This window comes from Pseudomonas sp. NPDC077649 (assembly GCF_044542855.1).
GTDB lineage: Bacteria > Pseudomonadota > Gammaproteobacteria > Pseudomonadales > Pseudomonadaceae > Aquipseudomonas.
Map to the genome: position 1 here is coordinate 996,534 of NZ_JBITVF010000001.1, position 17,473 is coordinate 1,014,006.

General features: G+C 69.0%; 16 protein-coding genes. 11 read left to right on the plus strand and 5 right to left on the minus strand.

Going from position 1 to position 17,473, the window contains the following annotated elements; all coding sequences use genetic code 11:
* Positions 1–22: 22 nt before the first annotated feature.
* On the minus strand, positions 23–727 hold the full coding sequence (locus ACIGFL_RS04470; RefSeq protein ID WP_397496271.1) for a hypothetical protein: 705 nt from the start codon (positions 725–727) through the stop codon (positions 23–25).
* A 277-nt stretch (positions 728–1,004) separates the two neighbouring features.
* On the opposite strand from ACIGFL_RS04470, the gene ACIGFL_RS04475 reads away from it, so the two are divergent.
* The 5 genes from ACIGFL_RS04475 to ACIGFL_RS04495 all read left to right on the plus strand — a co-directional run bounded on the left by ACIGFL_RS04475 (position 1,005) and on the right by ACIGFL_RS04495 (position 6,181).
* The gene (locus ACIGFL_RS04475; RefSeq protein WP_397496272.1) at positions 1,005–1,754 is read left to right on the plus strand and encodes an AraC family transcriptional regulator; all 750 of its coding nucleotides are present in this window, start codon (positions 1,005–1,007) and stop codon (positions 1,752–1,754) included.
* A 137-nt stretch (positions 1,755–1,891) separates the two neighbouring features.
* The gene (locus ACIGFL_RS04480; protein ID WP_397496273.1) at positions 1,892–2,578 is read left to right on the plus strand and encodes a methylamine utilization protein; all 687 of its coding nucleotides are present in this window, start codon (positions 1,892–1,894) and stop codon (positions 2,576–2,578) included.
* Positions 2,565–4,904, plus strand: a complete 2,340-nt coding sequence (locus ACIGFL_RS04485; RefSeq protein ID WP_397496274.1) for a putative bifunctional diguanylate cyclase/phosphodiesterase — start codon at positions 2,565–2,567, stop codon at positions 4,902–4,904. Before ACIGFL_RS04480 ends, ACIGFL_RS04485 begins: the two co-directional genes overlap by 14 nt.
* A gap of 3 nt (positions 4,905–4,907) precedes the next feature.
* Positions 4,908–5,759 carry a DUF3034 family protein gene (locus tag ACIGFL_RS04490; RefSeq protein WP_122107591.1) on the plus strand — a complete coding sequence of 284 codons (852 nt, stop codon included), beginning with the start codon at positions 4,908–4,910 and terminating at the stop codon, positions 5,757–5,759.
* Positions 5,760–5,761: 2 nt separating this feature from the next.
* Positions 5,762–6,181, plus strand: a complete 420-nt coding sequence (locus tag ACIGFL_RS04495; RefSeq protein ID WP_021442098.1) for a group 1 truncated hemoglobin — start codon at positions 5,762–5,764, stop codon at positions 6,179–6,181.
* A 9-nt stretch (positions 6,182–6,190) separates the two neighbouring features.
* Here ACIGFL_RS04495 and lpcA read toward each other — a convergent pair whose 3' ends face one another.
* Positions 6,191–6,778 (minus strand): D-sedoheptulose 7-phosphate isomerase, encoded by a 588-nt coding sequence (gene lpcA / locus ACIGFL_RS04500; protein ID WP_021442099.1) that lies wholly within the window; start codon positions 6,776–6,778, stop codon positions 6,191–6,193.
* A gap of 14 nt (positions 6,779–6,792) precedes the next feature.
* A complete protein-coding gene (locus ACIGFL_RS04505; RefSeq protein WP_397496275.1) occupies positions 6,793–8,082 on the minus strand; it encodes a M18 family aminopeptidase in 1,290 nt (429 codons plus the stop codon).
* Positions 8,083–8,325: 243 nt separating this feature from the next.
* Between ACIGFL_RS04505 and ACIGFL_RS04510 the strand changes: the two genes are divergently transcribed.
* The 4 genes from ACIGFL_RS04510 to ACIGFL_RS04525 all read left to right on the plus strand — a co-directional run bounded on the left by ACIGFL_RS04510 (position 8,326) and on the right by ACIGFL_RS04525 (position 12,089).
* Positions 8,326–8,751: a 3-isopropylmalate dehydratase gene (locus ACIGFL_RS04510; protein WP_397496276.1), complete on the plus strand. Its 426-nt coding sequence runs from the start codon at positions 8,326–8,328 to the stop codon at positions 8,749–8,751.
* Positions 8,752–8,899: 148 nt separating this feature from the next.
* Positions 8,900–9,787, plus strand: coding sequence for a LysR substrate-binding domain-containing protein (locus tag ACIGFL_RS04515; protein WP_122107586.1), 888 nt, complete (start codon positions 8,900–8,902; stop codon positions 9,785–9,787).
* Between the two features lie 95 nt (positions 9,788–9,882).
* Complete coding sequence (aguA, locus tag ACIGFL_RS04520) at positions 9,883–11,001, plus strand: agmatine deiminase (RefSeq protein WP_397496277.1); 1,119 nt, start codon at positions 9,883–9,885, stop codon at positions 10,999–11,001.
* A 2-nt stretch (positions 11,002–11,003) separates the two neighbouring features.
* Complete coding sequence (locus ACIGFL_RS04525) at positions 11,004–12,089, plus strand: extracellular solute-binding protein (RefSeq protein ID WP_397496278.1); 1,086 nt, start codon at positions 11,004–11,006, stop codon at positions 12,087–12,089.
* Between the two features lie 7 nt (positions 12,090–12,096).
* Here ACIGFL_RS04525 and ACIGFL_RS04530 read toward each other — a convergent pair whose 3' ends face one another.
* Positions 12,097–12,708 (minus strand): LysE family translocator, encoded by a 612-nt coding sequence (locus ACIGFL_RS04530; protein ID WP_021442106.1) that lies wholly within the window; start codon positions 12,706–12,708, stop codon positions 12,097–12,099.
* Positions 12,709–12,909: 201 nt separating this feature from the next.
* Between ACIGFL_RS04530 and ACIGFL_RS04535 the strand changes: the two genes are divergently transcribed.
* Entirely contained in the window at positions 12,910–14,448 is a 1,539-nt protein-coding gene (locus ACIGFL_RS04535; RefSeq protein WP_397496279.1) for a methyl-accepting chemotaxis protein, read from the plus strand.
* A 3-nt stretch (positions 14,449–14,451) separates the two neighbouring features.
* On the opposite strand, the gene ACIGFL_RS04540 is transcribed toward ACIGFL_RS04535, so the two are convergent.
* Positions 14,452–16,062: an FMN-binding glutamate synthase family protein gene (locus tag ACIGFL_RS04540; protein WP_397496280.1), complete on the minus strand. Its 1,611-nt coding sequence runs from the start codon at positions 16,060–16,062 to the stop codon at positions 14,452–14,454.
* A 242-nt stretch (positions 16,063–16,304) separates the two neighbouring features.
* On the opposite strand from ACIGFL_RS04540, the gene ACIGFL_RS04545 reads away from it, so the two are divergent.
* Positions 16,305–17,426, plus strand: a complete 1,122-nt coding sequence (locus tag ACIGFL_RS04545; RefSeq protein ID WP_031303016.1) for a beta-ketoacyl-ACP synthase III — start codon at positions 16,305–16,307, stop codon at positions 17,424–17,426.
* Positions 17,427–17,473: the final 47 nt, after the last annotated feature.

The window sequence follows — 17,473 nt, forward strand, 5'->3', positions numbered from 1 at the left end:
CTGGTTTTTTCAACGGCTCTGTTCAAGCGAGATTCAGGCGAATCCCTTGCAGGCGTTGCTCGATCAGCGGCGTGAGCAGGGCGAAGCAGTCGGCGGGGGCCAGGCGCACCTGCGGCGCGTCGATCAGCTCATGGCGCAGGCGCTCGAGCAGGGCGTGCAGCGGCTGGTCCTGGCCCTGTTCGTCGAGGCGCTCGCAGAGAAAGCGCATCTGCATCTGCAGCCCGGGCGGGCAGCGCGAGTAGTTGGCCGCGCGCACCGCCAGGCCGCGCAGGCGGGCGAGGTCTTCCAGGGCGCGGCAGGCCTCGCCGAGGCCGCGGATGGCCGGGTGTTCGTGCTGGTAGAGGCGGTCTTCCAGCAGCTCGATGGCTTCCAGCAGGGCTTCGATCAGCTTGCTGTGCGCCTCGAAGTCGGCGGGCTTGCGCCGCAGCTGCGGCCAGTGCTGCTGCAGTGCCGGCAGCTGCAGGCTGGCGCCGGGCCAGTTCAGCCACAGCGCATCGAGCTGGCGGGCCAGGGCGTTGCGCTGGCTGACGCTGGCGATGTCTTTCTGCGCGCCGAGGCCGCGATGCTTCTGCAGCGCCTGCAGCAGTTCCAGGCAGCGTTGCAGGGTCTGGCTTTCCAGTTGGCCCAGGGCCAGGTGATGGCGGCGTTCGGCGCGCTGGCTGAGCCAGTGGCCGAGGGTCAGCAGCACGGCGCCCAGGGCCAGGGCGATAGAGAGTTCCAGATTCATGGGGCCTCGCTTGGTTGAATCCGCTGGCTGAGCCATGTCGATTGGATCTCGCTCAAGCAACTCTCCTGCCAGCCGCCGGCAATGCCCGGATTGCCTGGGCACGGCGGTTGCGCCGCGGCGCCGGCTGTGCCCGTTAATGGCGCCTGGGCGGATTTCGCTGCCCAATCTGGTGCGTGCGTTGGAAAAGGTGCAACCCGTCCGCTGGTCGTGGGTTGCGGCGTTTTTTGCGATTAAGGAGTAAAGTGCAACCCTTGTTTCGTGCCGCCAGTCTTTCGCGATGCTGCAAGCCCGAGTGATCCGCCTGGATGAACAGGCCCATGTCCATGCCCACGACCATCACCAGCTGGTGATGTCCCTGGTCGGCCGCGCCGAATTCGAGGTCGGCGGCCGCGGCGGCGAGGTGTGCCGCATGCGCGCCTGCCTGGTGCCGGGCGACGCCGCCCACCAGTTCGCCGGCATGGGCGACAACCGCATGCTGATCCTCGACCTCGACGAGCAGGACACCCCCAGCGAAGACCTGGAACTGCTCCACCGCCTGTTCGAGACCCCGCGCTATCCGGCGCTGGACGTCGATTTCCAGCACCTGCTGAGTTACGCCGGCGCCGAGCTGGAACGCTACGGCAGCGACTCGATCCTGGCCCGTTCCCTTGGCGGTGTGCTGCTGCGGGCGCTGCACCTGCGCCTGTTCGGCGAGCAGCGCTGGCGGCCGCAGGGCAGCCTGGATCTGCAGCGCCTGGACGGCTATATCGGCGAGCACCTGGCGCGGCGCATCAGCGTCGCCGAACTGGCCCAGGTGATGTGCCTGAGCCCCAGCCATTTCCACGCCCAGTTCAAGGACAGCGTCGGCCTCACCCCGCACCAGTACCTGCTCAAGACCCGCCTCGACCGTGCCGCGCGGCTGCTGCGCGAGAGCAAGCTGCCGCTGGTGCGGATCGCCGAGGAATGCGGCTTCTCGAGCCAGAGCGCGCTGACCACGGCGATGCGCCGCTACCTCGGCCTCACGCCCAAGCGCCTGCGCAGCGAATAGCGCCGCTGCTGGCCAATTGCCGCTGGCCGGTTCGCCGCCGGCCAGCTAGGCTGTCATCTCAGTACGCCAAACTCGGTTGCCAGGACGGCATGTAATCCTGTGAACGTCCGGCCTTCGGCTCGGGCCAAGGTACGCGCATGACTGGTTGCAATTCCCGCCTGCTCCCCCTCGTTCTGTTCGCCGTTCTGGTCCTGCACGGCTCGGCGCATGCCGCGGCGCTGCAGGCCGAGCTGGTGGACGCCGCCGGCCAGCCGCTGGCCGATGCGGTGATCAGCCTGCGCGGCCCGCTGGACGCGCCCCAGCTGCCGTCGCCGGCGCGCATGGATCAGCGCAACAAGCAGTTCCTGCCCCATGTGCTGGCGGTGCGCACCGGTACCTCGGTGTCCTTCCCCAACAGCGACGACATCCGCCACCAGGTCTATTCCTTCTCGCCGGCCAAGCGTTTCGAGCTGCGCCTGTACCAGGGCACGCCGAGCGAGCCGGTGCTGTTCGACAAGCCCGGGCTGGTGGTGCTCGGCTGCAATATCCACGACTGGATGCTCGGCTATATCTACGTCACCGACGACCCCTGGTTCGCCGTCAGTGACGAGCACGGCCGCGCCGCCATCGCCGAGCTGCCCGCCGGGCGCTACGCCGTGACCCTGTGGCACCCGGGCAACCCGCAGCTGCTGCCACAGGCCGCCGGCGAGCTGCAGTTCGACGCCCAGGCGCCGAGCCAGCGCTTCGTCCTGGCCAGCAGCGGCTCCGCCGAGCCACCCGCGCCGCCGGCGCCGAGCGCGTTCGGCGAGGCCTTCAGGAAAGCCGCCGAAGATGCTGCGCAGTAGCTTCCAGGCGCGTATCGCCGGCGTTCTCGTCCTGCTCCTGCTGGTGGTGATCGGCGCCCTCTATGTCGCGGTGAAGGCGGCCACCGATGCGGCGCTGCGCGCCCAGGCGCAGGAACAGCTGAACGTCGGCAGCCGGGTCTTCGAGCAACTGCTGGCGCTGCGCAGCGACCAGCTGCAGCAGGCCGCCCAGGTGCTGGCGGCCGATTTCGGTTTCAAGGATGCGGTGGCCAGCGGCGATGCGCCGACCATCCGTTCGGCGCTGGCCAACCAGGGCGCGCGGATCAACGCCGGCGCCGTGTTCCTCCTGGGCCTGGATGGCAGCCTGCAGGTGAGCACCGACCCGGGCATCGATGCCGAGGCGCTGGCCCGTCTCGACGGCCAGTTGCAGTTGCCGCGGCGCGACGGCCCGCGGCTGTTCCTGCTGCCCATCGGCAGGCAGATCTACCTGCTGGTGGATGCCACGGTGAGCGCGCCGCTGCCGATCGCCCGGGTGCTGATGGGCTTTGCCGTGGACCGCGAATTCGCCCTGCAACTGCGTGAGCTGACCCACCTGGAACTGAGTCTGGTGGCCAGTCGCGACGGCGCTGCGCCGACCTGGATCAGCACCCTGCCGGGCAGCGCCCAGGCCCTGCTAGAGGCGCAGATGGAGGCGGCCGGCGCGATGCCGCAACGCCTCGACGACGGCACCGAGCACTACTTCGGCCAGCACCTGCAACTGGCCAGCGGCCCCGGTTACCGGGTAGAGGCGCTGCTGCACAAATCCCTCGGCGAGGCCGAGGCGGCGTTCGCGCCGCTGGATCGACGCATCCTGCTGATCAGCCTGGGGGCCATGCTCGCCTCGCTGGTCGGCGCGCTGCTGCTGGCGCGCAGCGTGTCGCGGCCGGTGCGCGAGCTGGCCGCTGCCGCCCAGCGCATTGGCCGCGGCGACTACCAGCAACCGGTGGCCCTGGCCCGCAGCGACGAGCTGGGCCTGCTGGCGCTGGCGGTCAACGACATGCAGTGCGGCATCGCCGAACGCGAGCGGCAGTTGGCGCACAACGCCCTGCACGACGCGCTGACCGGCCTGCCCAACCGCACCCTGGCGCTGGAGCGGCTGGGCAGCGCGATCACCGCCGGGCGATCCACCGCGTTGCTGTACCTGGGCGTGGGCAACTTCGCCGCGATCAACGAGAGCTGCGGCCAGGGCGGCGGCGACCTGGCCCTGCAGCAGCTGGCCCGGCGTCTGCAAGCGACCCTGCGCCCCGGCGACAGCCTGGCGCGCCTGCTGGGCGACGAGTTCCTCCTGCTGCTGGAACAGTGCGACGGCGACAGCGCGGTGGCCAGCGCCGACCGCCTGCACCAGCTGCTGCTCAAGCCGCTGCGCATTGGCACTCTGGACGTCGCCCTGGACTGCCGTATCGGCATCGCCGCCTACCCGGCCGACGGTGACACGCCGGACGACCTGCTGCGCCGTGCGCGCATCGCCATGCAGGACGCCGCCCAGCACCCCGGTCGCCTGCAGCTCTACCAGCAGGGCCGCGACGCCGCCCAGCAGCGGCAGATCCGCCTGATCCGCGACCTGCGCCACGCCGCCGCGCAGGGCCAGCTGCTGCTGCACTACCAGCCCAAGCTGGACATCCGCGAGGGCCTCGTGCGCCAGGCCGAGGCGCTGCTGCGCTGGCAGCACCCGCAGCTGGGCATGGTCTCGCCCGGCGAATTCATCCCGCTGGCCGAGCGCACCGGCAGCATCCAGCTGCTCACCGCCTGGGTCATCGAGGAGGTCATGCGCCAGCTGCAGGAATGGGACGGGCGCGGCGTCTGGGTGCAGCTGTCGCTGAACATCTCCACCGAGGACCTGCTCGACGCCGACCTGCCGGCGCGGGTCGGCGCGCTGCTGGCGCACTACCGGGTGGCGCCGGAGCAGCTGATCTTCGAGATCACCGAGAGCGGCGTGATGCTCGACCCCGAGCGCGCGCTGCAGGTGCTGCACGGCCTGCGCGGCTGTGGCATCGGCCTGTCGGTGGACGATTTCGGCACCGGCTACTCCTCGCTGGCGCAGCTCAAGCGCATGCCGGTGCAGGAGCTGAAGATCGACCAGAGTTTCGTGCGCGAGCTGGACGACCACAGCGAGGACTCGGTGATCGTCCGCTCCACCATCGAAATGAGCCACAGCCTGGGCCTCAAGGTGGTGGCCGAGGGTGTCGAACTGGCGCCCAGTCTGAGCCTGTTGCAGCGCTGGCACTGCGACACCGCGCAGGGCTACCTGATCAGCCGGCCGCTGGCCGCCGCGGCCTTCGAGGCCTGGCTGGCGCAACCCTACCGTTCCCCCCTGGCCAAGGTGCACTGAAACATGCGACTCGCCTGTCTGTCGGGTCTGTGCCTGTGCGCCGAGCTGGCCGCCGCCGGCGAAGGTCGCCTGCTGGCCACCGGCGGCGCCACCAGCCTGGAGGGAACCGCCGGCGGCGGGATCATGCCCTGGGCGGTGCTGGCCGGTTACGGCGAGCGCGGCGAATGGGGCGCGGACGTGTTCGCCACCCGCGTCGAGACCGGCGACTACCGCCTCGACGTGGCCGGTGTGGCGGCGGCCTACGGCAACCGCATCGAGCTGTCCTACGCGCGCCAGCGCTTCGACCTCGGCACCCTGGCGCGCGACCTGCACTTGCCGGACAACAGCCTCAGCCAGGACGTGCTCGGCCTCAAGCTGCGCCTGGCCGGCGACCTGATCTACGACCGCCTGCCGCAGATTGCCCTCGGCCTGCAGCACAAGCGCCAGCGCGACTTCCGGGTGCCCAGCCTGGTCGGCGCGCAGCGTCGCGAGGACAGCGAAGGCTACCTGGCGGCCAGCCGGCTGATTCTCGGCGGCGCCTTCGGCTACAACCTGCTGCTCAACGCCAACCTGCGCTACAGCCGGGCCAACGAACTGGGCCTGCTGGGCTTCGGCGGCGACCGCCGCGACCGCCATTCCTGGCTCAAGGAGGGCTCGGTGGCGGTGCTGCTGGATCGGCACTGGGCGGTGGGCATCGAGTACCGGGAAAAGCCCGACAACCTGAGTTTCGCCGGCGAGAGCGACTGGGCCGATCTGTTCGTCGGCTACTTTCCGAACAAGCACCTGGCCCTGGTGCTGGCCTACGCGCGGCTCGGCGAGATCGCCACGCTGGACCACCAGGACGGCGTCTACCTGTCCGTGCAGGGGAGTTTCTGAACATGCGCCTGGCCATGCTCTGCCTGCCGCTGCTGCTGGCGGCCTGCGCCCAGCAGGCGCCGCGCGACGACGGCCTGTACCGCGCCCTGGGTGCGGAGCCGGGTATCGTGCGGATAGTCGAGGGCATGCTGCTGGGCAGCGCGCGCGATCCGCGCATCGCCCGGCACTTTCTCGATATCGACATCGAGCGCCTGCGCGACAAACTCATCGAGCAGCTGTGCTTCGAGAGCGGCGGCCCCTGCGTCTACACCGGCGACAGCATGGAGGAGAGCCACAAGGGCCTGCGCCTGACCCCCAGCGATTTCAACGCCCTGGTCGAGCACCTGCAGGACGCGATGGACGCCGAGGGGGTGCCGACGCCGGCGCAGAACCGCCTGCTGGCGCGCCTGGCGCCGATGCGTGGGCAGGTGATCGACCGCTAGCGAGCGGGTTCAGGCGTAGTTCTGCGGGCTGAGCTTGCGCTCGATCAGCTCGATGAGGATGTGCAGCACCTTGATATGCAGCTCCTGCACGCGGTCGGCGTAGTCGCCGCCGGGCGCGCAGATGCACACGTCCGCCAGGCTCTCCAGCAGCGAGCCGGGCTTGCCGGTCAGGGCCACCACCTTCACCCCCAGGGCCTTGGCCGCTTCGGCGGCCTTGACCACGTTGGGGCTCTTGCCGCTGGTGCTGATGGCGATCAGCACGTCGCCGGCGCGGCCATGGGACTCGATATAGCGCGAGAAGATGTGGTCGTAGCCGAAGTCGTTGGCCACGCAGCTGATATGGCTGGGGTCGCTGATCGACACCGCGGCGATGCCGGGGCGGTTATTGCGGTAGCGCCCGGTCAGTTCCTCGGCGAAGTGCATGGCGTCGCACATCGAGCCGCCGTTGCCGCAGGAAAACGCCTTGCCCTTGGCCTCGAAGCTTTCGATCAGCAGCTCGGCGGCCTGCTGGATATTGCCCAGGGTCTGCTGGTTGGCGAGGAAGGCCTCCAGCGCGCGCTGGGCTTCCTGCAGGCTGTTGCGGATATGTTCGATCATCGCGGGGCTCGCTCTCAGGGCAATTCGGGGCTGGAGTAAAACGCACTCAGCACTTTCACCAGGTGCTCCAGGTCGTGGCTGCCGGCCAGTTCGCGGATCGAGTGCATGGCGAAGGTGGGCAGGCCGATATCGACGGTGCGTACGCCCAGCTGGCTGGCGGTGAGCGGGCCGATGGTGGAGCCGCAGGCCATGTCGCTGCGCACCACGAAGCTCTGCACCGGCACCTCGTTCTCCAGGCACAGGTGGCGGAAGAAGCCGGCGGTCTCGCTGTTGGTGGCGTAGCGCTGGTTGCTGTTGATCTTGATCACCGGGCCGGCGTTGAGCTTGGGCCCGTGGTTGCCGTCATGCTTGTCGGCGTAGTTGGGATGCACGCCGTGGGCGTTGTCGGCCGACACCAGCAGCGAACGCTGGATGGTCCGCACGAAGGCGTCGCCCTCCGGCAGCACGCGGCGCAGCACCTGTTCGAGGAAGGGGCCGTCGGCGCCGCAGGCCGAGCAGGAGCCGACCTCTTCGTGGTCGGTGCAGACCAGCACGCAGGTTTCCTCGTCGCTGGAGTCGATCAGCGCCTGCAGGCCGGCGTAGCAGGACAGCAGGTTGTCCAGGCGCGCGCCGGCGATGAAATCCTGATTGAGGCCGACGATGGCGGCGCTCTGGGTGTCGTAGAAACTCAGCTCGTAGTCCAGCACCGCATCGGCATTGAAGTCGTGCTCCATGGCCAGCTGTTCGCTGAGCAGGGCGCGGAAGTCGGCGGTCTCGCTGCTGGCCAGTTGGGCGAGGATCGGCGGCAGCTCGTTCTGCGGGTTGATCGCCCAGCCCTGGTTGGCCTCGCGGTTGAGGTGGATGGCCAGGCTGGGGATCACGGCGATGGGCTGGTAGAAGTCGATCAGCTGGCTCTCGACCTTGCCGTCGCGGCGGTAGGTCACGCGGCCGGCCAGCGACAGGTCGCGGTCGAACCAGGGGGCGAGCAGGGCGCCGCCGTAGACTTCCACGCCGAGCTGGAAGAAGCCCTGGCGCTGCAGCTCGGGGTTGGGCTTGACCCGCAGGCAGGGGCTGTCGGTATGCGCACCGACCAGGCGAATGCCGCCGTCGACGGCCGGGCGCTTGCCGAGCTTGAAGGCGATCAGCGAGGAGTCGTTGCGGGTCACGTAGTAGCGGCCGCCGGCCTCGGTGTGCCAGGGCGCGCGCTCGTCGAGGTGACGATAACCGACCGCCTCCAGGCGCATGGCCAGGCTGGTGGTGGCATGAAAGGGGGTAGGCGAGGCGTTGAGAAAGTCGATCAGGCCTTGGTTCAGTTCTTCGCGCATAGGGACTCCGGGCAACGATGGCGCGAGTTTACCAATTTGCCTCGGCCTGTGCCGGCTGCGCGCTCGTTTGCGGGCGATAGTTCGCGTCTATCGCGCTACCGGTGCCGGTGATGCGCGCGGCCTAGGCGGCCCCGCGACAGCCTGCGGGGCCTGGCCGGGGTGCATCGCCGTGATCGATGGCTTGCCCGATGGCTTTCCCACACCAATACTCAGACGGCATCCACCGCGCCCATGGAGGGCCTCATGCGTTCGCTGCCTATCGTTCTGCCGTTGTTGCTGCTGGCCGGCTGCTCGTCCTTTCGCGGCGACCCGGAACATGTCCGCCCGGTGCCGGCCGAGCGTCTGCTGGCCTTTCAGGAGGCCCGCGCGGGCAGCGCGCAGATCGTCGTCAATCGCGACTTCGGCATGCTGGGCGGTGGCTGCTACGTGGCCATCGAAGTGGATCGCCAGGTCGCCGCGCGCATCGGCGTCGGCGAGGTGGCGACCTTCCAGGTACGGCCCGGCACCCGCGTGGTGGGCATCACTTTGGACAAGCAGGACGACACCCTGTGCAGCATGGGCCGCCTGCTGCGCGAGTTGGCGGTGCCGGTCAAGGCCGGCGAAAGCCATGCTTTCCGTATCGTCAGCCAGAACAAGGGCGGCTTCGATATCCGCCCGGATGCGCCCTGACGGCGTTTGCGCGGGCGTGTGCATGTCGTCATCCTGGCCGCTGCGTGGGTAGGGTGCCCCCCGGGCATCGCCGCGGCTCCGCTGCGCATGGCTTGTCGGCTGTGCGCGCCTGAGCCAGGATGCCGCTTTTGCCGGAACCGGGATCGCCATGCGCCGCCTGCCTTCACTCACCGCCCTGCGCACCTTCGAGGCCGCCGCGCGGCACGCTCATTTCGGTCGCGCCGCCGCCGAGCTGTGCGTCACCGACAGCGCGGTCAGCCACCAGATTCGCCAGCTGGAAGAGCAGCTCGGTACCGCGCTGTTCCAGCGCGAGGGCCGTCAGGTGCGGCCGACGCCGCAGGCGCGGCGTCTGTTGCACAGCCTGCAGCAGGCCTTCGAGCTGATCGGTGAGGCCTGCGACGAGCTGCGCGACCCCGGCTCGCAGGCGCAGCTGCGCATCGCGGTGACCGTGGAGCTGGCGCAGAAGTGGCTGGTCGGGCGCCTGGCCGATTTCGCCGAACGCCACCCGCAGATCACCCTGCACCTGCACGAGCAGCCACTGGAGGCGCCCTTGCCCGGTGCCGAGATCGACCTGGCGATCACCTACGGCACCGGCCCCGAGGACGCCAGCGCCTATTTCGTGCGGCCGCTGCCGACCCTGCAGTTCTTCCCGGTGTGCAGCCCCGGCCTGTTCAACCAGCTGCCGCTCAAGCATCCGCGCGACCTGGCCCGCCACTGCCTGCTGCACGACGACCAGGACGGCAAGACCTGGACCGCCTGGCTGACCACACACGCCGGCGATATCCAGCCGGCGCGCCATCTCTACCTGGGCCATGCCGGGCTGACCATGGAGGCCGCCGCGCGCGGCCAGGGCGTGGCCATCGGCGACAACCTGACCAGTGCCGAGGACCTGGCCAGCGGCCGCCTGGTGCGCCCGTTCGCCGCCCAGGTGGCCTCGCTGGGGCAGTACGCACTGGTCTGCGAGCGTCTGCGCCTGGACAAGCCGGCGGTGGCCAGCTTCATCGAATGGTTCACCGATCAGCTGGTCGACCTGTGAATTGAATTCAGCTATCCCGCGATAATGGTCATTGGTCGCGGCCGCTCTGCCGCGGGTACTGTCGGGTCACTTCCAGCCAATGAGAGACCCGCACCATGGCCCGTACCCTGACCTCCCTGCCCAAGGCCGACGGCTTCCGCCTGCCCGGTGAATTCGAACCCAAGGCCCGCTGCTGGCTCGGCTGGCCGGAGCGCCCGGACGTGTGGCGCAACGGCGGCAAGCCGGCGCAGAAGGTCTGGGTCGAGATCGTCAGCGCCATCGCCAGCAGCGAGCCGGTCACCGTGTGCGCCTCGGCGGCGCAGTACGCCAACGCCCGCCGCCAGCTGCCGGCCCAGGTGCGGGTGGTCGAGATGACCTGCAACGACACCTGGTTCCGCGACAGCGGCCCGGCCTTCCTGGTCAACGACGAGTCCGGCGAGGTGCGCGGCGTGGACTTCGAGTTCAACGCCTACGGCGGCCTCGACGGCGGCCTCTACTACCCCTGGGACAAGGACGACCAGATCGCCCAGAAGATCCTCGAGATCGAGGGTTTCGAGCGCTACCGCGCGCCCTTTATCGCCGAGATGGGCGGCATCCAGAGCGATGGTCAGCGCACCCTGCTGACCACCGAGCAGTGCCTGCTCAACCGCAACCGCAACGCCCACCTGGGCAAGGACGAGATGACCCGGCGCCTGCAGAACTACCTGGGCGCCGAGCAGGTGATCTGGCTGCCGCGCGGCTGCAAGTTCGATGAAACCGACGGCCATATCGACGACCTGGCCTGCTTCGTCCGCCCCGGCGTGGTGGTGATGCAGTGGACCGACGACCGCCGCGACCCGCAGTGGGAAATCTACCAGGAGGCCTACGACATCCTGCGCAGCACCCGCGACGCCCGTGGCCGCACGCTTGAGGTGCACAAGCTGCCCCAGCCGCGCGTACTGGAGTGGACGGCGGCCGAGGCCGAGGGCCTGGACCAGGACGACGCCACCCACACCCGCCAGGCCGGCACGCAGATCTGCGCCTCCTACATCAACTACTACGCCGGCAACTCGGCCATCGTCCTGCCGCTGTTCGGCGATGCCAACGACCGCATCGCCCAGGCCACCCTGGCCGAGCTGTTCCCCAGGCACCGCATCCTCGGCATCGAGAACTCGCGGGAGATCCTCCTCGGCGGCGGCAACGTCGCCTGCATCACCATGCCGCAATACGCCGCGCCCCAGCGCCAGGAGGTGTAGCCATGCGTCTGTCCGCACTCTGCATAGCCCTCGGCTTGTCCGCCGCCGCGCAGGCGGCGGAGCCCGCCAAGCAGGTCAATCTGTATATCTGGAACGAGTACCTGGCGCCGGACACCCTGGCGTCCTTCGAGGCCAAGACCGGCATCCGCGTGGTGGTCGACCACTTCGATTCGCTGGAAACCGTGGAAACCAAGCTGCTCACCGGCGGCAGCGGCTACGACCTGGTGCTGACCGCCGGCCAGCACCTGAGCCGGGCCATCGCCAGCGGCGCGCTGCAGGAGCTGGACAAGTCGCGCCTGCCGCACTTCGCCGGGCTGGATGCGGAGTTCACCGCGCACATGGCCACCTTCGATCCGGGCAACCGTTACGCCGGGCTGTACGTCTGGGGCACCACCGGCTTCGGCTACCAGCAGGAGGCCATCGCCGCGCGCATGAGCGACGCGCCGACCGGCAGCTGGGCGATGCTGATGGACCCGGCCGTGGTGGCGCGCTTCGCCGACTGCGGGGTGAGCTTGCTCAACGACCCCAACGAGGTGTTCGCCGCCGCCTTCCGCTACCTGGGGCTGGATATCAACCGGCAGAACCTCGACGACCTCAAGGCCGCCGAGGCCCACCTGGCCAAGGTCAGGCCGCATATCCGCTACTTCGACAACGACCGCAATATCAGCGACCTGGCCAACGGCAACACCTGCCTAGCGATGGCCTGGAACGGCAACGTCGCCATCGCCGCGGCGCAGGCCGAGCAGGCCGGCAAGGACTACCGACTGAGCTACCGTATCCCCCGCGAGGGCGCGCTGATCTGGTTCGACGCCATGGTCATCCCGGCGGACGCGCCGCACCCCGAGGCCGGCCTGGCGCTGATGGACCATCTGATGAGCCCCGAGGTGATCGGCGCCATCAGCAACAGCATCTACTACGCCAACGCGGTGCCGGCGGCCGACGCCTTCGTCGATCCGGCGCTGCTCGCCGACCCTGGCACCTACCCGCCGGCCGAGCTGCGCGCCACGCTGTACAGCAAGAACGACAACGGCCGCGAGTTCAACCGCGCCCTGACACGCGCCTTCAGTCGGCTGAAATCGGGCAAGTAGCGGCCCCTCAGCGGCTCAGCGGCAGGGCGGCGCCCATCAGCGCGAACAGGCCGCCGCAGCCGCGATTGAAGCCGCGGCCGCTGCGCTCCAGCCAGGGACGGATGCGCTGCGCCATGCGCGCCAGCAGGTATTCCACCAGGCCTTCGACCAGGGCGAAGGTCAGCGCCATCACCGCGAACTGCTGCCACAGGCTGCGCGCCGGGTCGAGGAACTGCGGCAGGAAGGCGCCGAAGAACAGGATCACCTTGGGGTTGGACAGCGCCGCCAGCAGGCCCTGGCGAAACAGCGCGGCGGCGGGTTTCTGCGCGCCCTGGCCGGCGACCGTCAGGTGCAGCGCCGGCGCCCGCCAGAGCTGGATGCCGAGCCAGATCAGGTAGGCGCCGCCGATCCACTTGAGCACCAGCAGGGCATCGGCCGAGGCCTTGAGCAGGGCGGCCAGGCCGAACATCGACAGGGCCATCAGCAGGGCGAAGCCGAGCACGCCGCCGAACACCGTCCAGCTGGCCTTGCGGTGACCGTAGAGCGCGCCGTGGGTCAGCGCCAGCAGGCCGTTGGGGCCGGGCGTCAGCGACAGGCCGATCACGGCGACGAGAAACAGCAACCAGGTATGCAGGGCCATGATGCGATCCAGGGCGGCGGGAAGGTGCTGCGAGTCTGGCCCAGCGCGCGTAGCGGGTAAAGGGAGGGCGGCGGGGCGTGAAGGTCGGGTGTAATGGCACTTTGCTCGTGTCTGTCGTCGCTTTATTGCACAAGCGTGCTAGATTTCAGTCGCCAATAAGAACAAATCGCCCCATTCGCGTGCCTGCCAGGGAGGCTTCTCATGTTCAGCCAATTCCATCTGCAAGCCGACCGCCTGATGCTCGGGGTGCTCTGGCTCATCACCCTGTATGCCTTCGGCCTGGCCTTCTGGCACGACACCTGGGCCGCCGCGCTGGTGATCGGCGGCGGCACGGCCTCGAGCCTGAGCCTGCTGTACCGGCTGATCGGCGGCAGCCGCGTCTACCGCTGCCTGATGGGCGTGGCCTTCATGGTGCTGGCCGCGCTACATATCCAGCAGAGCCACGGCATGCTGGAGATGCACTTCAGCGTCTTCGTGCTGCTGGCCTTTCTGCTCTATTACCGCGACTGGCTGCCGATTCTCTGCGCGGCCGCGGTCATCGCCGTGCATCACGTGGCGTTCTTCGCCCTGCAGCAGGGCGGCGCCGGGGTCTGGGTGGTACGCGGCGACGGCGGCTGGCCGGTGATCTTCATCCACGCCGCCTACGTGGTGGCGGAAACCCTGGTGCTGCTGGTACTGGCCGTGCACGGTGCGCGCGAGGCGGCGGCCAGCGAGGACCTGCAGCGCACCTCGGCACACCTGCTGCGCGAGGGCGAGCCGGTCGACCTGGCCTACCGCAGCGGCGCCGGCAATCGCCTGGCGCAGCGCTTCAACCGCTTTCTCGGTTTGCTCGATCAACTGGTCAGCCGGGTGGTCGCCGCCGGCGGCGAGTTGCACGACACCAGCCGTCACCTGAGCCGCTCCACCGCCGAGCTGAACCAGTGCGCCGAGGCCCTGCTGGGGGCCACCGCGCAGATGGGCGGCGCCATCGAACAGCTGACCCAGGCCGTGGTGCAGGTCTCGGCGGATGCCGAGCAGGCCGCGCACACCGCGCAGCAGGCCGACCGCGACGCCAGCGCCGGGGCGCAGGCGATCGGCGCCACGCAGACCGGCATTCTCGAACTAGAGCGCGACCTGCAGGGCGCCGCCGAGGTGGTGCAGGCCCTGGCCGACAGCAGCCAGCAGATCGGCCGGGTGCTCGAGGTGATCGGCGCGGTGGCGGAGCAGACCAACCTGTTGGCGCTCAATGCCGCCATCGAGGCGGCGCGCGCCGGTGAACAGGGCCGCGGTTTCGCCGTGGTCGCCGACGAGGTGCGCCAGCTGGCGCGGCGTACCCAGCAGGCCACCGGCGAGATTCGCGAGCTGATCGCCAGCCTGCAGCAAGGCAGCGCACGGGCGGTGGCAGCGATGCAGGCCAGCCACGCCGGGGTGGCGCGCTGCGTCGGCTACACCGAGCAGACCGTCGACCTGCTGGGCAACGTGCACCGCTCGATCGAGGCCATCCAGTCCATCGGCGTGTCGACCCGCGAGCAACTGGCGGCGACCAGCGAGGTGGGGCGGCTGATCCAGCAGGTGCGCAGCATCGCCGACGACACCGCGCGCGATGCCCAGGAGGTGGCGCACGACAGCCAGCGCCTGGAGCAGCTGGCCGGCACCCTGGGCCAGCTGTGCAGCGAATTCCATGTCAGCGGCGCGGCGCCGGTGGTCGTCGATGTCGAGGTGGTCACCAGCGCCGAAGGTTATCGCTTGCAGCCGGCCTGAGCCTCAGGCCGGCGCCGGCTCGAAGCTGTCGGCCCGCGCCATCCGCCACATGCGTTCGTAGAACTCGCCGCCGATCTGCCCGCCGAGCAGCTCGCCGGGGGCGAGGAACACGTGCTGCTGGGAAAACAGCTTGATCTCGGTGGCGGACATGCGCTGCACCAGGTGCTTGGCGTCGATCTGCGCGGGGTGCTCGAGGCCGGCGGCGGCGAGCATCTCGGCCAGCGCCTTGAGCGTGTTGCGGTGGAAGTTGTGTACCCGCTGGGCCTTGTCCTCGACCACCAGGGCGCGCTGGCGCAGCGGGTCCTGGGTGGCCACGCCGGTCGGGCACTTGTTGGTGTGGCAGCTCTGGCTCTGGATGCAGCCGATGGCGAACATGAAGCCGCGCGCCGAGTTGGCCCAGTCGGCGCCGATGGCCAGCACCCGGGCGATGTCGAAGGCGCTGACGATCTTGCCGCTGGCGCCGAGCTTGATCTGGTCGCGCAGCTTGCAGCCGACCAGGGTGTTGTGGACGAACAGCAGGCCCTCGCGCAGCGGCACGCCGAGGTGATCGGTGAACTCCAACGGCGCCGCGCCGGTGCCGCCTTCCTTGCCGTCGACCACGATGAAGTCGGGCAGGATGCCGGTCTCCAGCATGGCCTTGGCGATGGCCATGAACTCCCAGGGATGGCCCAGGCAGAACTTGAAGCCCACCGGTTTGCCGCCGGAGAGTTCGCGCAGCCTGGCGATGAACTGCAGCAGCTCGATGGGGGTGGCAAAGGCGCTGTGGCGCGACGGCGAGATGCAGTCCTGGCCCATGGGCACGCCGCGGGTGCTGGCGATTTCCGCGGTGACCTTGTGCTTGGGCAGGATGCCGCCGTGGCCGGGCTTGGCGCCCTGGCTGAGCTTGATCTCGATCATCTTCACCTGCGGATCGCAGGCTTGGGCGGCGAAGCGTTCGGGGTCGAACTGGCCGTCGTCGGTGCGGCAGCCGAAGTAGCCGCTACCGAGCTCCCACACCAGGTCGCCGCCGTGCTCGCGGTGGTAGGGGCTGATGCTGCCTTCGCCGGTGTCATGGTAGAAGTTGCCGAGCCTGGCGCCCTGGTTCAGCGCGCGGATGGCATTGGCGCTGAGCGAGCCGAAGCTCATCGCCGAGACGTTGAACAGCGAGGCGCTGTACGGCTGGCGGCACTGCGGCCCGCCGATCGGCACGCGAAAGCTGCAGGGGTCGCTCAGCGGCGCCGGGCGCATGGAGTGGCTGATGAACTCGAAGCCGTTCTGGTACACGTCGCTCAAAGTGCCGAAGGGCTTGTCGGCGCCCTGGTTCTTGGCCCGCGCGTAGACCAGCGAGCGCTGCGCGCGGGAAAACGGCAGCTGCTCGCTGTCGCCTTCGAGCAGGTATTGGCGGATCTCCGGGCGGATGCCCTCGACCAGATAGCGGATATTGCCCAGGATCGGGTAGTTGCGCCGCACCGCCTGGCGCGTCTGCAGCAGGTCGCCGATGCCGATCAGGCTGAGTGCGGCGGCCAGCAGGGTGAAGGGCCACAGCCATTCGTGCTGGAGAAAGGGCAGGCTGGCCAGGGTGAACAGCACACAGAAGGCGAAAAAGGCGTAGCGGCTGAGTAGCGACAGGTTCATGCAATTTCCATAGGAAACAGGGGGAAAACCTCACTCTAGACGCTTTTGTCGATTCCGGTCACGTCGTGGCCGGATGGACAGTCGTCCGGGCTGCGGACGAACGCCATTGGCCTGTGGCAAACTCGGCGCATTGGGCCGGGGCCGCCATCTCCGCCTCGCCCGCTACCCGTTTAGCCCAGGCCCCAGCCATGGGCCTACTGCCTGCAGGCCGCTCGGCGCGGCGAAGAAGAAGAGGAATGACCGTGCATAACGTCGTGATCAGTGGTACCGGCCTGTACACCCCGGCCAACAGCATTTCCAACGACGAACTGGTGGCATCCTTCAATGCCTACGTGCAGCAATTCAATGCCGACAACGCCGAGGCCATCGCCCGCGGCGAGGTCGAGGCGCTGACCGAGTCGAGCAGTGCCTTTATCGAGAAGGCCTCCGGGATCAAGAGCCGTTTCGTCATCGACAAGGCCGGCATCCTCGACCCGCAACGCATGGTGCCGCGCATCCCCGAGCGCTCCAACGAGGACTGGGGCATCCTCTGCGAGATGTCCGTGGCCGCGGCCAAGCAGGCGCTGGAGCGCGCCGGCAAGACCGTCGCCGACATCGACGGGGTGATAGTCGCCTGCTCCAACCTGCAGCGCGCCTACCCGGCGGTAGCCATCGAAGTGCAGGCCGCGCTCGGCATCGACGGCTGGGGCTACGACATGAACGTCGCCTGCAGCTCGGCCACCTTCGGCATCCAGGCCGCCACCAACGCTGTGCAGACCGGCCAGGCGCGGGCCATCCTGATGGTCAACCCGGAAATCTGCACCGGCCACCTGAACTTCCGCGACCGCGACAGCCACTTCATCTTCGGCGACGCCGCCACCGCGGTGATCATCGAGCGGGCCGACCTGGCCACCTCCCCGTATCAGTGGGACATCCTCGGCACCAAGCTGCTGACCCAGTTTTCCAACAACATCCGCAACAACTTCGGCTTCCTCAACCGCGCCGCGGAAGAGGGCGTGGGTGCCCGCGACAAGCTGTTCGTCCAGGAAGGCCGCAAGGTGTTCAAGGACGTCTGCCCGATGGTCGCCGAGCTGATCGCCGCGCACCTGGCGGAAAACCAGCTCAACGTCGGCGACGTCAAGCGCTTCTGGCTGCACCAGGCCAACCTCAACATGAACCTGCTGATCGCGCGCAAGCTGCTCGGCCGCGACGCCGAGCCCCACGAGGCGCCGGTGATCCTCGACACCTACGCCAACACCAGCTCGGCCGGTTCGGTGATCGCCCTGCACAAGCATCAGGACGACCTGGCCAGCGGCAGCCTCGGCGTGCTCAGCTCGTTCGGCGCCGGTTATTCCATCGGCAGCGTGATCCTGCGCAAGCGCTGATCCTGCCAACGCGGCTGCGGTGCGCGCGGCGCACCCTCGGGGAGAGC